15 protein-coding genes are annotated in these 18566 nt (G+C 37.5%); 7 read left to right on the top strand and 8 right to left on the bottom strand.

Annotation, left to right across the window (positions count from 1 at the left end; all coding sequences use genetic code 11):
- Window positions 1–521 precede the first annotated feature (521 nt).
- The 3 genes from TOL5_RS13975 to TOL5_RS13965 all read right to left on the bottom strand — a co-directional run bounded on the left by TOL5_RS13975 (window position 522) and on the right by TOL5_RS13965 (window position 2511).
- Window positions 522–950 carry a MerR family transcriptional regulator gene (locus tag TOL5_RS13975; protein ID WP_121774775.1) on the bottom strand — a complete coding sequence of 143 codons (429 nt, stop codon included), beginning with the start codon at window positions 948–950 and terminating at the stop codon, window positions 522–524.
- A 1-nt stretch (window position 951) separates the two neighbouring features.
- The gene (locus tag TOL5_RS13970) at window positions 952–1524 is read right to left on the bottom strand and encodes an SRPBCC domain-containing protein (protein WP_121774776.1); all 573 of its coding nucleotides are present in this window, start codon (window positions 1522–1524) and stop codon (window positions 952–954) included.
- Between the two features lie 285 nt (window positions 1525–1809).
- Window positions 1810–2511: a hypothetical protein gene (locus tag TOL5_RS13965; protein WP_004831431.1), complete on the bottom strand. Its 702-nt coding sequence runs from the start codon at window positions 2509–2511 to the stop codon at window positions 1810–1812.
- A 307-nt stretch (window positions 2512–2818) separates the two neighbouring features.
- Here TOL5_RS13965 and TOL5_RS13960 point away from each other — a divergent pair, with 307 nt between their 5' ends.
- The 3 genes from TOL5_RS13960 to TOL5_RS13950 all read left to right on the top strand — a co-directional run bounded on the left by TOL5_RS13960 (window position 2819) and on the right by TOL5_RS13950 (window position 8913).
- Complete coding sequence (locus TOL5_RS13960) at window positions 2819–3463, top strand: RluA family pseudouridine synthase (RefSeq protein ID WP_121774777.1); 645 nt, start codon at window positions 2819–2821, stop codon at window positions 3461–3463.
- A 139-nt stretch (window positions 3464–3602) separates the two neighbouring features.
- Window positions 3603–6440, top strand: coding sequence for an RNA polymerase-associated protein RapA (gene rapA, locus TOL5_RS13955; RefSeq protein ID WP_151780777.1), 2838 nt, complete (start codon window positions 3603–3605; stop codon window positions 6438–6440).
- 778 nt (window positions 6441–7218) lie between these two features.
- Window positions 7219–8913 (top strand): AMP-binding protein, encoded by a 1695-nt coding sequence (locus TOL5_RS13950; RefSeq protein ID WP_121774779.1) that lies wholly within the window; start codon window positions 7219–7221, stop codon window positions 8911–8913.
- 85 nt (window positions 8914–8998) lie between these two features.
- Here the strand turns inward: TOL5_RS13950 and TOL5_RS13945 are convergent, their stop codons facing one another.
- The 3 genes from TOL5_RS13945 to fabR all read right to left on the bottom strand — a co-directional run bounded on the left by TOL5_RS13945 (window position 8999) and on the right by fabR (window position 11840).
- Window positions 8999–10015 carry an AI-2E family transporter gene (locus tag TOL5_RS13945; protein WP_004831423.1) on the bottom strand — a complete coding sequence of 339 codons (1017 nt, stop codon included), beginning with the start codon at window positions 10013–10015 and terminating at the stop codon, window positions 8999–9001.
- 261 nt (window positions 10016–10276) lie between these two features.
- The gene (gene dapB, locus TOL5_RS13940; protein WP_121774780.1) at window positions 10277–11101 is read right to left on the bottom strand and encodes a 4-hydroxy-tetrahydrodipicolinate reductase; all 825 of its coding nucleotides are present in this window, start codon (window positions 11099–11101) and stop codon (window positions 10277–10279) included.
- A 43-nt stretch (window positions 11102–11144) separates the two neighbouring features.
- A complete protein-coding gene (gene fabR / locus TOL5_RS13935) occupies window positions 11145–11840 on the bottom strand; it encodes an HTH-type transcriptional repressor FabR (RefSeq protein WP_005029927.1) in 696 nt (231 codons plus the stop codon).
- A gap of 140 nt (window positions 11841–11980) precedes the next feature.
- Between fabR and TOL5_RS13930 the strand changes: the two genes are divergently transcribed.
- The 4 genes from TOL5_RS13930 (at window position 11981) to TOL5_RS13915 (ending at window position 15359) form a co-directional block, all read left to right on the top strand.
- Window positions 11981–13048 carry a ferredoxin reductase gene (locus TOL5_RS13930; RefSeq protein WP_121774781.1) on the top strand — a complete coding sequence of 356 codons (1068 nt, stop codon included), beginning with the start codon at window positions 11981–11983 and terminating at the stop codon, window positions 13046–13048.
- Window positions 13049–13060: 12 nt separating this feature from the next.
- Window positions 13061–14155, top strand: coding sequence for a fatty acid desaturase family protein (locus TOL5_RS13925; RefSeq protein ID WP_004831418.1), 1095 nt, complete (start codon window positions 13061–13063; stop codon window positions 14153–14155).
- A gap of 97 nt (window positions 14156–14252) precedes the next feature.
- The gene (locus TOL5_RS13920; protein ID WP_121774783.1) at window positions 14253–14894 is read left to right on the top strand and encodes an SMI1/KNR4 family protein; all 642 of its coding nucleotides are present in this window, start codon (window positions 14253–14255) and stop codon (window positions 14892–14894) included.
- A gap of 36 nt (window positions 14895–14930) precedes the next feature.
- Complete coding sequence (locus TOL5_RS13915) at window positions 14931–15359, top strand: hypothetical protein (protein WP_058968370.1); 429 nt, start codon at window positions 14931–14933, stop codon at window positions 15357–15359.
- A gap of 26 nt (window positions 15360–15385) precedes the next feature.
- On the opposite strand, the gene TOL5_RS13910 is transcribed toward TOL5_RS13915, so the two are convergent.
- Both TOL5_RS13910 and TOL5_RS13905 read right to left on the bottom strand, forming a co-directional pair.
- On the bottom strand, window positions 15386–16153 hold the full coding sequence (locus TOL5_RS13910; protein ID WP_005029922.1) for a sulfite exporter TauE/SafE family protein: 768 nt from the start codon (window positions 16151–16153) through the stop codon (window positions 15386–15388).
- 142 nt (window positions 16154–16295) lie between these two features.
- Window positions 16296–18500 (bottom strand): TonB-dependent receptor family protein, encoded by a 2205-nt coding sequence (locus TOL5_RS13905; protein ID WP_221260409.1) that lies wholly within the window; start codon window positions 18498–18500, stop codon window positions 16296–16298.
- Between the last annotated feature and the right edge of the window lie 66 nt (window positions 18501–18566).

Below are 18566 nucleotides of genomic sequence, written 5' to 3'. Positions count from 1 at the left end.
ATCATTCAATCTAGATGGCTAGATGGCTAGATGGATAGTCAGATAGTTAATCTGTTAAGAAATTCATAGGGTAAAATATATTTCTCTTAATCAATAGAATCAATGCGATGAATTTATTGTTTAATCATATAAAAACTTTCATTGCCACCGTTTACATCTAAAGTTTAAATCGTTTTACGTAGGCGATACGATGCGATGCTTTACTTTGCTCAAGCAATTTTTGTTTAACGGTAGTCTTGCGCTGCAACCAAAGCGGTGCTTGGTTTTTGCTCATATACACCCGCTTAACATGACAACATCCATTTCATCTCATGATAGAAAGATCATCGATTATTCAAAAGTGAAAAATAAATGAATCTCTAAAAGCTTCTAATAATTTGTATAAAAGTATAAAGCGCATCGGTTATGTATGATTGAAATCGAATCATGTGTATGAATAATCAGGCGGTTTGACTATAAATATAGTCAATCTTTAACTGATACTTTGTTTTTAGCAAAAGTTAAGTGTTTACATGATGACGTTATTGCGCTTTCGCCTGTTTACTCAACTGATATAAGTTTTCGATCATTTCTTCAATATTGTGCTGATTTTCAATAAAGCTATTCTCCTTGATATATTGTTTGAGATGATCCAAGGTGTTTTTTCCATATTCGAGCAATTGTATTTGTTGGTGAATCAAAGCTTGTTTTTCATCAATGAGTTGGTTGGAAAGTATATTGCAGTTTTCAGATGCAGGCTGTTGACTTAACTCAAGGATATTTTTGATTTCTATTAAGCTAAAACCAATGCTTTTTAGCGCAATAATAGATTTGATCTGCTGTTCGTGATGCGCTTGATAGTTTCTATAACCATTTTTCAATCGATCTGGGACAAGTATTTTTAATTCCTCGTAAAAGCGTAGCGTATCCGGAGATACGCCATGCTTTTTTGAAAATTGACTAATATTCATTTTATTTTTTCTCGTTAACAGTGTCGGAACATGGATTTGAATCTAAGTTATAAGTTTCAACATAAGTCTTAAATGATACATTCATTTTTCTGAAATTGAGTAATGTTGGTTGAATGACCGCTCGATTTAAAAATGGAATAAGAAGCCCTTTGAAATCTTCAGCTTGAATAAGTTCAGTTGTATTCTCATCCAATGACTGAAAAATGAATTGATGACGACCATTAAACAATCCATTGACATACAATTTTCCTTCCCATTCAAGATGATAGTTTTCTAAGCTGAGCACAACGGGTTGCATTTGAATTTTTACTTTTCCATTCTCATCGTATAAATCAACCTTGATCTGTTGTCCAACTTGTGTTGGGAATTTTTCTATATTGAATAAAGTATTCCATTTTGAATAAGCATCAACACATTTAAATTGTGCCCACACCTGTTCAATGGGCTTATTGATCACGATTTTGGTTTCTATACGAACATGTTTAGTGGGCATGATGGAAGTCGTGATTAACAGCGCCAATAAAATAAAACTTATGCTTAATAACATGTACCCTTTGCTATATAGAATCTGCATAAAACAACCTCTTTGTTGATTGAGTTAAATTTGATTCTAAGATTGGAGTTGACTCGAAGCTCAAGTGTTAAATTGGTTTATTTGAGCCAGCCACGTTTTGAAAAATATATTAAATTGGGGGGGAGTGCATCTGGATTGCTATGTGTAAAGCTCAAATTTTAGTGGGGTTTTTATAGAATTTTGCCAGCCACAAAAAACTAAATTTTCACTGAGAACGAAAATTTAGTTTTTTATCAGACCTATCACTTACAAGAACACGATCAAAGTTATGGTTTATGATAAAGTTCAATCAAAAATTTTATGTATCGCTTGGAACGGTAAAGTGACGACATCAAAAGCGACTGCGAATGGGAAAAGCACCAATTTATCTGCTGTTTTACTTCCTGCTTTTGAGTAATCTGTTACCTGTTCAGTTGTATAAATACTGACTTGATAGGGTTTGCTTAATGCTTTTAGGGATGCAATGTTTGAAGCAGGTGGATAAATACGACCTGACAAGGCAATATTAAAGCAGAAACGTTGTGCTTTTAATCGTTGGTCACTTGAGGTTGTACATTCTTCCGCACCATTTTCAATGAAAAACTCACGGTCTTGCTTGGTCACATCTTCAGAAAGTTTGATATAGCGCAACGGAAGCGTTCCTGCAAACTCACCATCATTCTTTGCTGAATAAAAGGTAAGTTCTCTATCAATTTGGATCAGTTTTGGGTCAAGCCCTGTAATGACTTTGGCAAATCGTGTACCACCTTGAGTTAATACATAATTATTTTTTTGCCCAGCAATGACGATACTGTCAGCAGGGAGATCTGAAAGACCAGAAACGGGTTTACCAAAGGCGACTACATTGTCCGAAGTTAAAACATGTTTGACACTGTGCGTCCGAACTCCATTATCTTTTTTTAGAAGGGTAGAGGTCGCACAACCTGTCATTACAAATGCAGAAAATAGGCAAATTGACAATGTAAACTTATTATTGAATTTATTCATACTTTACTCTTTTCTAACGATGCTTCTGTTTATAGCATTTAAGAAAATCAGTGTTAAGATTTTAAGCTACCAAAAAATAAGCTAAAAATTATTTTTTTAATGATTTTACTGTATTTGAGACAAATAGATTGGCAAAAAGTATCTTGACGCATGATTGCTTTAAAGAATTTCAGATGATTTTTGCATAATTGTACGATTTATTATTGTTTCTTTAGAATAATCGAATAAATCAGATAATTTTGATTGTATTTTTAGTCCAAGATTCTTAGAATTGCCTGCTTGTTTGCGTGATCATTGGAACTGAACTTTGAGTAATTTTCTAACCGAACACCTGATACATCGTGATGATGATTTTATGGTGATTGATAAGCCAGCAGGCATACTCACTGTTCCTGGAAAAACAGCAGATTTACAAGATTGTGTGATCAGTAGATTATTAAAAATCGAAGCCAAGACTTTACTCATTCATCGTTTAGATCGCGATACCTCTGGTATTTTAGTTTTTGGGTTAAGCAAATGGGGACAGAAAACCATTTCGCGGCAGTTTCAAGAGCGCCAAACCGCTAAAATTTATCAAGCCGTTGTTGCAGGAACCTTAGATGGTGAGGGTACTGTAGATATGCCTGTGGTGTATGATCCCGAACATCCTCCTTTACATATTGTAGATCCTGCACATAACAAGCCAGCTTTAACACACTGGAAAGCAATCGAGCATTTTCATATTCAAGAACAGGCTGTAACTCGGGTGCAATTAACACCGATTACAGGACGGTCACATCAGTTACGTGTACATATGCAATATTTAGGTCATCCCATTATTGGTGATACTTTATATGCAACCGTAGAACAGCAGCAGCTTATGCCAAGATTATGTCTACATGCACAACAACTCAGTTTTCATCATCCTAAAACAGAGGAGCTTGTACAATTTGATTGTCCAGTTCCGTTTTAGTCAAAATTTTTAAGTTGAAATTAAGTCGCTCAAAATTTAATGAGCTTTATGTCAAAAAGTATTGCGTAATGGGTGTAAACTTTGTTCAAATATTCTCCTGATTTGAGCAACCATGTTTCAGCCCTAACATGAGATAAAGGTGGAAAAATTGCAACAATTTGCTATAGGTCAACGTTGGTTATCGGACACAGAAACTGAGTTAGGTTTAGGTGTATTGATTGATGTCGATGAACGTTCAATCAGTATTCTTTTTCCGAAAAGTGACGAAACTCGTGTCTATGCACGTAATAATGCACCTCTATCTCGTATTGTTTTCAATGTTAATGATGAAGTTCAAGATCAAGAAGGGATTAAATGGATTGTCGAATCCTCTGATGACCGCAATGGTGTGATTCGTTATAACGTGATTCGTACCTTGGACAATGGTGAGCAAGAGAAAAAGGCATTGAATGAAACGCGTATTGGTGCGCAAATTCAATTGTCTAAGCCTTTAGAACGTTTATTGGCGAGCCAAATTGATTATAAAGAATGGTATGACTTGCGTATTGAGGCAATGCAGATGCAAGCCAATATGCAAACCTCTCCTTTACGTGGCTTGGTTGGCGCACGAGTTGGGTTGATTCCTCACCAACTCTATATTGCACATGAAGTGGGTAAACGCTTTGCCCCACGTGTGTTATTGGCTGATGAAGTTGGTCTAGGAAAAACCATTGAAGCGGGATTGATCATTCATCAACAGCTTAAAACAGGTCGTTCTGAACGTATTTTGATTTTGGTGCCAGATTCACTGCAATATCAGTGGATGATTGAGATGCGTCGCCGTTTCAATTTAAATTTCTCACTGTTTGATTTGACTCGTACAGCTTCGATCAAAGAACACGATCCTGAACTCAATCCATTCTTGACTGAACAATGTATTATTGCTTCTGTAGACTTGATGATCGACCATGATGACTTGCGTGAACAAGCGATTGAAGCAGGTTTTGATTTGCTGGTTGTCGATGAAGCTCATCACTTGATGTGGAGTGAGGAAGAGGGTGGCAACGATCGTTACGATTTGGTTGAAGAGCTTGCTGAAAAGACAGAAGGTGTATTGCTTCTTACTGCAACACCTGAGCAGTTGGGTGTAGAAAGCCATTTTGCGCGTTTACGTTTACTTGATCCACAACGTTTTAGTTCACTTGATCGCTTCTTGGATGAAGAAGAGCAATATCATCATACTGCGAAAATCGCTGAAGTATTGATGTCGGATTTACCTCTTGAAGCCGAGCATTTGGCAGCAGTTGAAAAACTATTGGGTCATCCAATTGAAGATCAACCTGAACACCGTTTCCGTGCCATTCATGAACTTTTAGATCGTCATGGTACAGGTCGTATTTTATTCCGTAATACACGAGAAGCGATTCAAGGTTTCCCTGGACGTGATTGCCAGCCAGCAGCTTTGCCAGCACCTGAGAACTGGTCTAAAGATGGTAAATTACGTGAGCAAATGTGGCCGGAAGAAGGACAGCTTGATGGCGCATGGATGGAAACTGATCCACGTGTAACATGGCTCATGGAGCGTTTGCGTTCAGATTTAAAGCATAAAAAAGTGTTGTTGATTGCACGTAGTGGTCCAGTCGTTGAAGCGCTTGAAAATGCGTTACGTATCCATGCAGGGATTCGTACAGCAATGTTCCATGAAGGTATGAGCTTGTTGGAACGTGACCAAGCTGCGGCTTACTTTGCTGAAGATTCTTATGGTGCACAGATTTTACTGTGTTCTGAAATTGGTTCGGAAGGACGTAATTTCCAGTTTGCTTCGGATCTGATACTTTTCGACTTGCCTGCAAATCCTGATGTATTAGAGCAGCGTATTGGACGTTTGGATCGTATTGGACAAGAAAATCGTATTCAGATTCATGTACCTTATCTGATTGGTACTGCACAAGAGCGTATGTTCCGTTGGTATAATGAAGCACTCAATATTTTCAGTAATATTTCGCCAACAGCGCAAACGCTGCAAGAAAACTTTATTGTTGATTTAAAAGAATGTTTATTGGCAGATAAAGGACAGGCTTTCGAAGACTTGCTTGAAGCGGTCAATGTACAGCGTCAAGCGCTTGAAGCAGAGTTGCAAGATGGTCGTGACCGTCTGTTAGAGTACAATTCATGCCGTCCGATCGTGGCGCAGGAGATTGTCACTGCATTAGAAGACTATGATGACAACACTTTATTGCCGATGTTCATGAAGCGTTTTATGGCATCGACCAATATTGATTTCGATGAGCAAAGTAACGGTACTGTCATCATTAAACCGACAGACCAGATGCAAGTGCAAGGTTTGGATATTGATGAAGAAGGCATGACTGCGACATTCTATCGTGATCAGGCACAGATTCGTGAAGATGCGCAATATTTAACACTGGAGCATCCTTTCACTGAAAGTGTGATGGAAATCATTCGTACTCAATCTTTTGGCAGTACCAATGTTGCAATTCTTAAAACCAATGCGCTTAAACAAGGGACGATCTTGTTAGAGGTTTGGTTTAAAGTAGATGTGATTGCACCAAAAGCTTTGAATCTTCCATCAAGTTTACCGACGCAATTGATTCGTGTTCTATTGACTGAAACAGGTCAGGACATTACCGCGAAGCTTGATCCAGAAATCATTAAGCCGTATTTGCATCATTTAGATAGTAATAGCTGTCGCCAAGTGGTTAAAGCTCGTCGTGAAGTGATTGAGCAGCGTTATGCTCAAGCGCTTGATATTGCAAAAGGTGCATTACCACAACTTAAAGAACAAGCGAAAGAGATTTACGGTAGTAAATGGCAATATGAAATTGATCGTTTGAGCTATTTAAAACAATTTAATCCAAGTATTCGTACTGATGAAATTCAACGTTTACAGAAATTTCAGAAAGAAGGTTTAGCTTTATTGGACGGTTTATCTGTAACACCAGAAGCCATTCAAGTATTGGTCGTGGTTAAACCTTAATTCGATTTCTAATTGTTGTATTAAAAAAGCTCCTTCGGGAGCTTTTTTGTATCTATTCATGGAGATTTATAGGATCAATGCATTGATGAATTGTTTCCTGGTGAATAAGTTTTAAGTAAATACATTCTGTTTTTCTTTTGAGTGATACCATTAAAGAAAACTTGCATAATATAGCGAGTCTATTAAAAAATCATACAGTAAATATAATTTTTAGACCGATAAAATCAATATATTGCTTGATGATATAAAGTTTGCAATGCCACGCTTTACATCTAAAGTTTAAATTGATTCGCGTAGGCGATACTTTACTTTTCAGAGATGAAAAGTAACAAAAATCTTTCGTCAGTCAAAGGGGATATCCATATCGCCAACCGCGATAGCGACGATAAGTAAAATTGGCTGATAGAAAAAGCAAAGCTTATTTGATTTATATTAAGTGAATCATATTGATTGGTATGATTGTGACCAAAAATTAAAACACAATGTGCTAGCTTAATTGTAGCACTTGATATTTTATCAGTGAGATATCATGTTTGAGTAAGGGGCTATCATTGAGCCAGTATCAACCGTAAATAATTAGCGAATTTATATATACATCTCAATTCATTTTATGCTATTAAAATAAAGTGCTTTCCGTTTCAAGGATTGAATATGGATTGAAGTTTGTTTGTACATTGTCACTTTTTCATCCAATATTTTTTTCACATATTCATCAATTAGATTTAAAGCTGAAAGCCTCTACCAGAGATAAAAATTTACAATAAATGGAAGAAACGATATGGAAAACAAGGATTTTGTTGAGTTTCATGATACCCATGTGCATTATTTACTTCACTGGGAAAAACATCTACCGCAAAAACAGGCATTTGTTCAGCCGCTTGCCAATGGGGAGGTGGTGTCTTATACATGGTCTGAAGTTGCATCACAAGTTCGACGAATGGCTGCTTACCTGCAATCCTTGGGATTACCTGAACAAAGTGCGATTGCGATTTATGGAAAAAATAGCGCAAACTGGATCATGGCAGATTTAGCGATTTGGATGGCTGGCTATGTCTCTGTACCACTTTATCCGACATTAAATGCTGAAGGTGCGACCTATGTACTTAATCACAGCGAAGCAAAATTATTGTTTATTGGAAAGCTTGACGGCAAAGCAGACAGTTGGAATGAAGTCAAACCCGTCATTCCACAAGGTTTGCTATGTATCACGCTAAATTTATCACCTGAGTATAGTGCACCCTCATGGAATGAGATTGTTCAGACGACTGAACCGCTGCAAGACCCAGCTTTACCAGATAAAAATACATTGGCAACCATCGTCTATACCTCGGGAAGTACCGGTGCACCCAAGGGGGTAATGCAAAGCTTTGGAACGATTTTGGCAGGTGCACGGGAACTTAAAACCATCTATCAAGTCAATGAGAATGACCGAGCATTATCTTATTTACCACTGGCTCATGTGGCTGAACGTATTTTTATTGAAACCTCGCTGATGGTGTGTGGATTCACTGTTTATTTTGCAAATTCGCTAGAAACGTTTATAGAAGATTTAAATCGTGCTAAACCTACCTTATTCTTTTCAGTTCCACGGCTTTGGACAAAATTTTATTTAGGAATTAATGAAAAAATTCCTCTACATGTCCAAAAAGTTTTGTTCAAAATTCCGCTAGTAGGCAATTTACTCAAAAAGAAATTATTAACTAAATTGGGATTAAATCATGTGCGTTATGCTTTTACAGCAGCAGCACCTTTACCGATTGATATCTTAATGTGGTACAGGAATTTAGGCTTGGAATTGCTCGAAGTCTATGGAATGACTGAAAACTGTGGCTATTCGCATGTCACACGAGTAGGACAGTTTGCCATGGGCTATGTTGGGCATGTGCAACCGAAGGTAGAATGTAAAATCGATGAAAATGGCGAAATTTTAGTAAAAAGCCCAGGAACCATGTTGGGGTATTATAAAAATCCAGAAAAGACAGCAGAAGATATCACTGCAGATGGATTTTTACGTACGGGAGATTTGGGCGAAATTGATCAACAAGGGCGTTTAAAAATCACAGGGCGGATTAAAGACATTTTTAAAACCTCTAAAGGAAAATATGTCATGCCTGTTCCGACAGAACAGAAATTGGGTAACAATGCTTTAATTGAGTCTGTATGTGTGGGTGGTTCGAGCCAACCACAGCCTGTTGCTTTTATCATGTTGGCAGAGGATATAAGGCTTCATTTAAAGGAGAATGGACAAAAAGATGATATTGAAAATACGCTAAAAACTTTAAGGACGACAATCAACGAAGAGCTTGAGCCACATGAAAAGCTGAGTTTCTTTGTGATTGTCAATGAGCCATGGACTATGGAAAATGATTTGCTCACACCGACAATGAAGATTAAACGTAATAAGATTGAAAGCCGTTATGCACCATTTCTGGATAATTGGGCGCAACAAAAGCAAGAGATTGTTTGGGAATAGTTGCTTGAAAACGACTAAATCAAACCTGAAAAAAAGACGCTTTAAAGCGTCTTTTGAATGAATAAGGTTTTACTTTGCATTCCACTTAAATCATTTCAGCTTGTTTAAGCTCAAGTTTGAGATAAGCATAGAAAACAGGTGCAATAATTAAGCCTGCAAGTCCGAAAAGAGATTCAAAAACCAGCATTGCCAATAATACTTCCCACGATGCTGCATGGATTTTGGTTCCAATAATTTTTGCATTGATAAAATATTCAAGTTTATGAATAAAGATCAAATAGAGCAGTGCAATACCGGCTGTAGACACTGAAATGGTCAAGCCTGCAATCACAATAATCGTATTGGAGAGTAAATTCCCAACGATTGGAATAAGCCCAAAAATAAATGTCAGAATCACTAAGGTATTGGCAAAGGGCAACTGTACACCAAAAGCAGGGAGCAGTAGGTGTGAGAACAGCAAAAATAAGAAAGTATTAATCAATGAGATTTTAAATTGAGCAAAAACTACATTCTTAAAAGAGCTGGAAAGATTTTCAATCCGAGTGATCATGGCTCGTTTAAATGCAGGTTGGTCAGGTTGCGGATGTAGGCGATTTAATGAAACCAGTATTCCGACAATCATCCCGATGAGCATCGTGGCTAAGTTATGTAAAAAACCAGTTCCAGTATTTTTTAAAGTTGATAAATTATCTTTAATTAGATCAAAGGTTTGATCTTTTAATTCAGTTAAAGAATAGGGAATAAAACTTGGGAAATACTGGGCAACTTCAAGTTGCAGTTTTTGTAGTGTTTGATCTACTTGATCGCTAATGGCATGGATTCCAGCACCTTGCAAATCATGTTGCACAAAACTGATAAGACCGGTGATGCTCAATACAATCAGAGAAATAATAATGATCGCGAGTACAATACTGATGGTCAGTCGTGCTCGTTGACCATCAATATATTTTTCCGTGACCGTACCTAGACTGTTAATGATTTCAAAAACAACAAATCCTGCAAAAAAAGATGCGAGTAAATGTAGTGGAATGAGTAAAGACAAAAAGATCAGCATAAGCAAATAACTTGCAATAATGCTTTGACGATCATTTAACATTTTCATGTGAATTTGGCTCAATTATACAATTGATGTATGGGTCATAAAAACCGCAACTAAATTTAAACCGCTCTAGCTTTGGACGACAACAACTATTTTTATATATGAATCTTAATTCTATGTGAAATATTTTGCATCAATATTGAATGAAATATATTCTTTCACTATTGCTAAGTAATTAAAGTTATTCCGGCATAAAGATTTAAATGGCTTGAGTTCTCAATGAAAGCTCTAGATGGAAATTAAAAGTGAGTTGGCATTGAAATGCTAATCTGGATGAAAATTGATGACATCTTTCATATCATATAAACCAGATGGTTGAGTCATGCTCCACACTGCTGCGCGAACAGCACCCGTAGCAAAATTCATGCGATTGGATGCAATATGTTTGATTTCAACTTGCTCACCATGACCAAAAAAAATCGTGCTGTGTTCACCCACGATATCTCCTCCCCGAATTGCTTGTAATCCAATACTTTGAGGATCTCGTTCAGCTTGATTGCCAAAGCGTTGATAAACGGCTAAATCAGAGAGAGATGTCTGCCTTACTTCGGAAATTGCATCAGCGTACATCAAGGCTGTCCCTGATGGGGCATCTATTTTATGACGGTGGTGGGCTTCAATAATCTCAGCTTCAAAACCATTCCCGAGTAATTGTGCTGCTACACGTACCAAGTCGACTGATAAATTGACGCCTATGGAATAATTACCTGAATGTACAACAGTGATCGTTTGAGCTGCTTCTACAATACGCTGATTCAATGCTTCAGATAGACCTGTAATACCAATAATGATTGGTTTGTTTGCTTGTTGACAGGTTTCAAGGTGATGATACAAAGCTTCAGCTGTGGTGAAATCAATCACCACATCACAATTTTGAATAACTGCTGCTAAGTCTTCAGTAATGATGACATCTAAGGAGTCTCTATTGAAATATGTACCGAGTTCTTGACCAATACATGGACTTCCGGCTCTGCCTGTCGCAACCGTAATGTGTAATCCAGCTTGAATAGATGCTTGAACAAGCATTTGTCCCATTCTACCTGTCACACCAAGTATACCTACGCGGATATTTTGTTGATTTTTGCTCATTATTGGATGCTTATAATGGTATGAGGTCGTTGAAGTAAAGGGATTATTTAATTTGTGCTTCATCCAGATGACGAGAGCCTTCAAGTAACATCCGAATCATAATCATGGTTTGCTCCGCAACTTCCTTGCGTTCAGCGGCTGGCAAATCAATCACATTCGCACCCATATTAAAGACCAACTGTGTAATGGCTTTAGCCACTAAATCAGGATGAGTCAGTTTACTGTGATTAATTCGCTCAATTCGAATCAAGTCTTCCTGTAATTCTTGTTGAAAGTAATTTAACTGTTTTTCAACAGCCAATTTATATTGTTTTGATCCAGTATAGCCTTCACGCAGTAATAAGCTTAGATTACCTTCATCGGCATCTAATTGTTCAATAAAAACTTCTACAGAACTACGAATAATGCTGCTTTGTCTTACGGCCTTGATGCGTGCTTCATGCAAAATTTGACGCAATACCACACCTGAACGATCAATTAATTCAATCGCCAATTCATCGATGTCTTTAAAGTGTCGATAAAAGCTATTCGGCGCAATCCCGGCTTCACGAGCAACTTCTCTTAAGCTCAGTGAAGAAATACTTTTTTGTGGACCAATTAAATTTAATGCTGCTTGGAATAATTCTTCTTTGGTAATGGTTGCTTTGCGTCCAACGGTACGTACAGAAACTTTTTCAAGCTCATGAATTTGATCTTGAACAGAAGAGGCGTTCTGAGGTAATGCTGACGTTGGATTCATAAATTATCAAATCTTTAAAATATTTTTCATTATAGCGGTTGCGATTACATAAGTGAAATGTCTAGATACAATACGGTTATATATACAAATATATATACATGTGTATAATAATTAAAATTCACTCAGATGGTGAGCTCAACATGCACGCTATTGAAAAGCAAAAATCTCCTGTAACGTCTATATTTGATATGGTATTGGGGAATGATACTGCCAATTTTTGGCTACAAAAAATTAATCCTTTGTGGTCTGTTCAACAAGCTTTAGGGGAAATTGTTGAAAAGAAACAATCAGCTGCAGACACTGTAAGTCTAAAAATTAAAACGAATCGTCATTTTAAAATGGGGCAGGCAGGTCAACATCATCCAGTCGTGGTTGAAGTCAACGGTCGACGCTATGAGCGTACATATAGTCTGACACAACTGGATCAACAACATGTCTTGCTTACTGTAAAAAAAGTTGAAAAAGGTGTTGTTAGTCAATGGTTGATTGATCATATCCAAATCGGTGACATCATTGAGTTTGGTCAACCTTATGGCGATATGCTGCTTCCTGAAACGGTACATCCACTGATTTTATTGGCAGCGGGTAGTGGCATCACACCGATGTACAGTTTGATTCAGGCTTTATTATCCAAACATCAAATGGATCAACAGCCTGTACATCTACTGTATTGGGTTAAAAAGCAAAGTGATGTGGTGTTTCAGCAATATTTTGAACAATTGTCACAGCAATATCCGCAATTTAAATTCGATGTATTTTATACACAAGAAGCACCAGCGGATACACGTTTGAATACAGAGTATCTCTACCTGATTAAAAACTTAGAACTGAGTACAGTCTATGCCTGTGGACCATCAGGTTTTGTCGCAACAGCAGAACAGTTGTTTGAAAATGCCAAACAATTTAGAAGTGAGGCATTTAGTTTGAGCCCTGTAAAATCAGATGATATAGGCTTTGTAAATGTTACTTTAACTAAATCCAATAAAGTGATAGCAATTCCAAAAGGGCAGGCAATTTTAGTCGGTCTAGAACAGCAAAATGTTAAACCAGAACATGGCTGTCGAATGGGAATCTGCAATAAATGTGCATGTAACAAAGTGCAGGGCGCAACGCAAAACTTGGTAAATGGTCAAGAGAATGCGGAACCAAATAATTTACTGAGAATCTGTGTAAATACAGCTCAGACTGATTTAGTCATTGATATTTAAGCGAGTTTTACCATGAATATGCCAGTTAAAATTCAATATTTTAAAAATACCAAAAATCGTGAACTGAGTCAGACTGAGTTGGATGAACTTGCACGAGAGTTGGATGCGATTAAGCAAGAAGTGCTGGATGATATTGGCGAGAAAGATGCCAAATACATCAAAAAAGTATATGCCGCTATTCGCTATAGCAGTATTTTAGGACGTGCCTGTTTGTTTGCAGGTTGGTTTCCACCCGCGTGGTTATTAGGGACAGGTTTACTCAGCTTTGCAAAGATCATGGAAAATATGGAACTTGGTCATAATGTCATGCATGGGCAATATGATTGGATGAATGATCCACGTTTTAAAGGAACAACTTACGAATGGGATATTGTGGGGACGTCTGACAATTGGCGTCAAACCCATAACTATAAACATCATACCTATACCAATATTAAAGGCATGGATGATGACATTGGTTATGGCTTGCTACGCCTTTTTCCAGAACAACGTTGGAAGCCGGGTTTTCTGCTTCAGCCTTTATACGCAATTCCTTTCTGTTTATTGTTTCAATGGGGGGTTGCGATCCAAAACCTTGAAATCGGAAGATTAATCTATAAGCGAAAAACATGGGCGCAATTTAAAGAAGAATGGAAACCAACACAGAAAAAAATCGGTAAGCAGTTTTTTAAAGATTATCTTTTTTTTCCTTTGATTGCTGGTCCAGCTGCTTTGCCAGTATTTACTGGTAATTTAGTGGCAAATGGTGTTCGTAATATTTGGACATTTAGTATCATTTTTTGTGGTCACTTTACCAAAGATGTTGAAGTTTTTCCTAAGACTGTTTTACAGGATGAAAGCCGTGGTCATTGGTATATGCGTCAGATTCGGGGTTCTTCAAATCTCACAGGGTCTGAAGCATTCCATATTTTAACAGGGCATTTGAGCCATCAGATTGAGCATCATTTATTTCCAGAAGTACCTGCGCGCCGTTATCGTAAAATGGCACCTAAAGTGGAAGCCGTATGTAAAAAATATGGTTTGAACTACAACAATGCCAGTTTGTTTAAGCAGTATGGTCAGGTACTCGGACGTATCGTGAAATATGCTTTTCCATTTAAAAAATAATGAATGCTTTAATATGAAGCCACTTTTGAGTGGCTTTTTTATTGTCATTGTTTGATTTTTTTGAGTAAACTCTAGTCAAAGGTTATTTCCGCGAATAATGAAAATGATTCACAAACAATTAGAAGATATACAAAGCTGGTTAGAACAGCATGCGCTACAAATTGCCAAGCAATCATTGAATCCTGCGGCAAACAGTGTCGAGATTGAAGGCTTTGAACATCAGATTTCAAGAACATTGCCAGAAGATTTTAAAGCACTCTACCGTTGGCATAATGGTATGAATGAAGAAGAGAACCTTGGAAGTTTGTTTTATGGTATGGCGTTTTTATCTCTTTCCACAATTGAAAATAGACGACTAGAGCTTGCAGACCTAGTGGATGAGCTTTTTGTGTTAGCACATGCCGATCCGCAAATTAACCCAAGTAATGCTTATCATCGAGATTGGATTCAGTTTGCACATGACGGTGGAAGAACTGGTTTATATTTGGACTTAGCACCGACAGCTTTAGGTGTCAGTGGGCAGGTCATTTTTATTGATCATGATTATAACGTGGGGATTTTGGTTGCCAATTCGATTGATGACTTACTCCAACAGTTTTGTCAGGATTTACAAGCTGACTTATATCAGTTGAATGAAGAGGCATTAGAAGATGAAAATGAATTTCTAGAAACTGATCCAACGATTGATATCATTAATTGGCATATGAGTGAACGATGGGCACGCCCTGATTTTGAGTAAGTTTTAATTGTGTTGTAAGCACTGTGTGAGAGGTGAATGATTAAATTTCCTAAACTTCAAGATTTTCAGTATGTCTCTGAATTCCAGCACTGGTTTGCCAGCATTGAAAATCAATGGGTTGATGTATTGATTCCAAATGAATATGCCGAGATATTTCCTGAGCAACAGTTTGACTTTTTAAAACTTGCTGAACCTTTGGTTACAGATTTGGTGCAATTTGGAGAACAGTATATTCAGCAATTTTCTGCCTTGGATTTAAGCAATGGTGAATTAAACTCAATCCGATATCATGCATTTAATCATATCTCTTGTATTGAGCTTTGTTATATCTTTGAACAAGATCCAAATTTTTTATGGAGTGTCGCCTTTGAGCAAAACCCTCAAAAGGGGTATAGGCTTGATGTCGGGTGTTCAAGTTTAGATTATGGCTATAACGCTATTATTTTACATCGGGAACCGATCTAAACGCAGATCTGAATGGTTGGTTTGGATTAGAAAAATAAATCATATCCCATCCGTCCAATTAGAAAGATCAAAAGAATCAGAAAGAAAATTCGAATAAAACCACTCCCATATTTAAAGGCGAGGGCGGTTCCTGCGAGAGAGCCGAGTACATTACATACGGCTAAAATAATTCCTGCCATCCATAAAATATGCCCTGCGGGAATAAAGAAAAACATTGCGGAAATATTGGTGGCAACATTGACCAATTTTGCAGAAGCTGAGGCATTTAGAAAATCAAAAGCAAATACTTTAACAAACAAAAACAGCAAGAAGCTACCTGTACCTGGTCCAAAAATTCCATCATAAAAACCAATCAATGCACCAAAAAATAGACCAAGTGCAATTTCTTTTTTTCCAGTTTGTAAAACTGTGTGTATCTTACCTAAATCTTTTTTGGCAAAAGTGTAGATTGCAATCAAGATAAGCAAAAAGAATACGATATAGCGCATCAATTCTTTTGGAATTAAGGAAACAGACATCGCACCGAAGAATGAAAATATAAATGCTGCCAACATGGTCGGCAAGATAAGTTTCCAATTGATCGTAACTTTCTTAAAGTAAGCAAATGCAGATGACACTGTACCTGCCATAGCAATAATTTTATTGGTTCCAAAAACAGTGGCTAAACTTCGCGTTGGAAAAGCATGCATTAACGCAGGTAGGAGTACTAATCCACCACCACCCACGGCAGCATCAATTAAACCCGCGCAAAACGCAAAGAACCCCAAACTCAGCAGTATTGTTTCGTATTCCATTATAGAAGTTCTAACTTATTTTAAGAAAACAATCATAAAAGATATTCGAATAAAAGTAATTAAAAAAGCACAAATCTCATGTTTTGAGATTTGTGCTTAAATTAAAAACAATTTGAAATTCTAAACTGATTTGCCAACCTGATTAGAAATTAACTGAAGTTTGCAAATAGAAAGTGCGTGGTTGCCCTACATACTTTCCACCTGTTGAATCAGAGGAACGAGTAAAATATTCTTTATCAAATACATTTTTAATACCAGCTGCGATTTTTAAACCATAAAAATCTTCACCAAAATCATAGCCTGTACGCACAGCAAAAGTCGAATATCCAGGTATATCCCCGATACGACCATCTGCACTTTCTACAGTTTGATAAATATTGCCTGAGCCAGGTGCATGTTGTTTAGATTGAGCAAACATATCAGCATTGACCGACCATTTGTCAAATGTATAGCCTAGTCCTAAATTCCCTACATGACGGGAATAGTAAGGGAGATCTTTGCCTTCAAATTTTCCAGCCTCTGAGACAGCTTTGGTAAAGGTATAATTACTATAGACTTTCAGACCTTCAAGCATGTCATAGAGATGCCCAAAATCGTAATTTAAGCCCAACTCTATACCTTTATGACTGGTTGCACCTAGATTGGTCCAGATCCCTGTACCAATATTATCAGGACGTTCTAATATCAGTTCTTTGTCAAAGTCCAAGTAGAATACAGTGAGTTCTGCGTTTAAACCATTGCCAAGGTATTTGGTACCAATTTCATAGTTATTAGATTTTTCAGGGTGTAATCCATCTAGTGTCGTAACGGCTTGTCCTGCATCAACTTTTGCTAACTGATTATATTGTTGAGGACCAAAGGAAACAGCAGCATTGGCAAAGATATTCCATTGATCATTGAAATTGTATTGCAATGCTAAGCTTGGTAGAAATTCATCCGATTTAATTTTTGGATGTACTGTATTGATGAATTTTCCACTTTGATAAGCGCTATAATTATTATGTGTTTTAATCGATTCAAAACGTACACCTGGGGTAATGGTGAACGCGCCTAATCCAAAACGGTTATCTATATAGAGCGCATGGGCTTTGGTTCCACCATCACTGATTGTATTGGCTAAACGTTCGCCTGGTATACCTGTTGCCGTGTTATATGGTGTTGTACGGCCTGAAAATTCAGAACTGTCTTCTTGTAAATAACGATAGCCTACAGTCACCTCATTATTCATATTACCCAAGCTATAGGCACGTGAATAACGTGGTTCAACTCCAAAGTATTTATAATCACGTGGAGAGTTGCTGATTCGACTATTTGCAGTACCTTCAATGGCAGACTCTAGATCACTGGTACGGAAAGAATCGACATAGTAGCCTAAGATTTCAAAATTATTCAGTTCGTCTTTATGGCTATATTTCACAGAAACATCAGAACGTCGACCTGCAAAATAATTTCGAAATTGATTGGATTGGTAAGGATTTTTTGCATAGTCAGCGGTGGTTAAACCCTCAGGCATTTCACCGCGACCTTCATAATGATGCAGATTGACCGCCAAAGCATCTTGGTCATTAAACTGATATGAAGATTTCAACATCACATCATCAATATCAATGTCATTATTGGCTTCACGATAACCATTCCCTTTGGTTCCAGAATAGAGTAAGGCAAGCCCTAAACCATTCTCCATTGTTCCGCCAACAAATAGGTTTGGGCTGTACTTCAGTTGGTCTGTTCCTGTAGCAAACTCAGTTGTTAAGCCAACAGAACCTGATAATTTTTCAGGAATTGCACGTGTATTGAAGTTGATGATGCCTCCGACATTTTGAGGTCCGAAGCGAACTGTACCTGCACCACGAACAACATCAATAGATTCAATATTACCCATTGACACAGGTGCCATAGATAATTGTGGTTGTCCATAAGGTGCAAAAGATAATGGAACACCATCCATCAAAACTGTAGAGCGTGGCGAGAGACGAGAGGTGAGACCGCGTACACCTAAATTGAGTGATACATCACTACCACCAGTACCATTAATGTCTTGAACTTGTACACCAGGAACTTGCTTGAGTGCATCACGAATGGAGGTCACCGCAGATTCATCCATTTTTTTACGATCAACGATGCTACGAGCGCCAGCATGTTTATGCACTTTTTCAGCATTGGCCTCTTCAAGCCAATTTCCTTCGGCTTGAACAGTAATTGTTTTAAGTGCTTTTGGCGTATCTTCTTGGATATCCTCTGCATAAGATGCTACGGATATAAAACTGAATGAAACTGCAATCGCAAGACTCAGAGGGCTTGGTTTGAACGCTGAGTGACAGCGTGTGTTGTGAATCGAAATATTCATATGCGCTTAAAAATTTGGAATTGTGCGTATCTTAATCTGTTCAATGTTATTTTTAAATCATGATGA

Source organism: Acinetobacter sp. Tol 5 (assembly GCF_019702905.1).
Taxonomy (GTDB): Bacteria; Pseudomonadota; Gammaproteobacteria; order Pseudomonadales; family Moraxellaceae; genus Acinetobacter; species Acinetobacter bereziniae.
The sequence above is the reverse complement of the archived record's forward strand: the minus strand, read 5'-3'. Positions and strand labels throughout refer to the sequence as shown.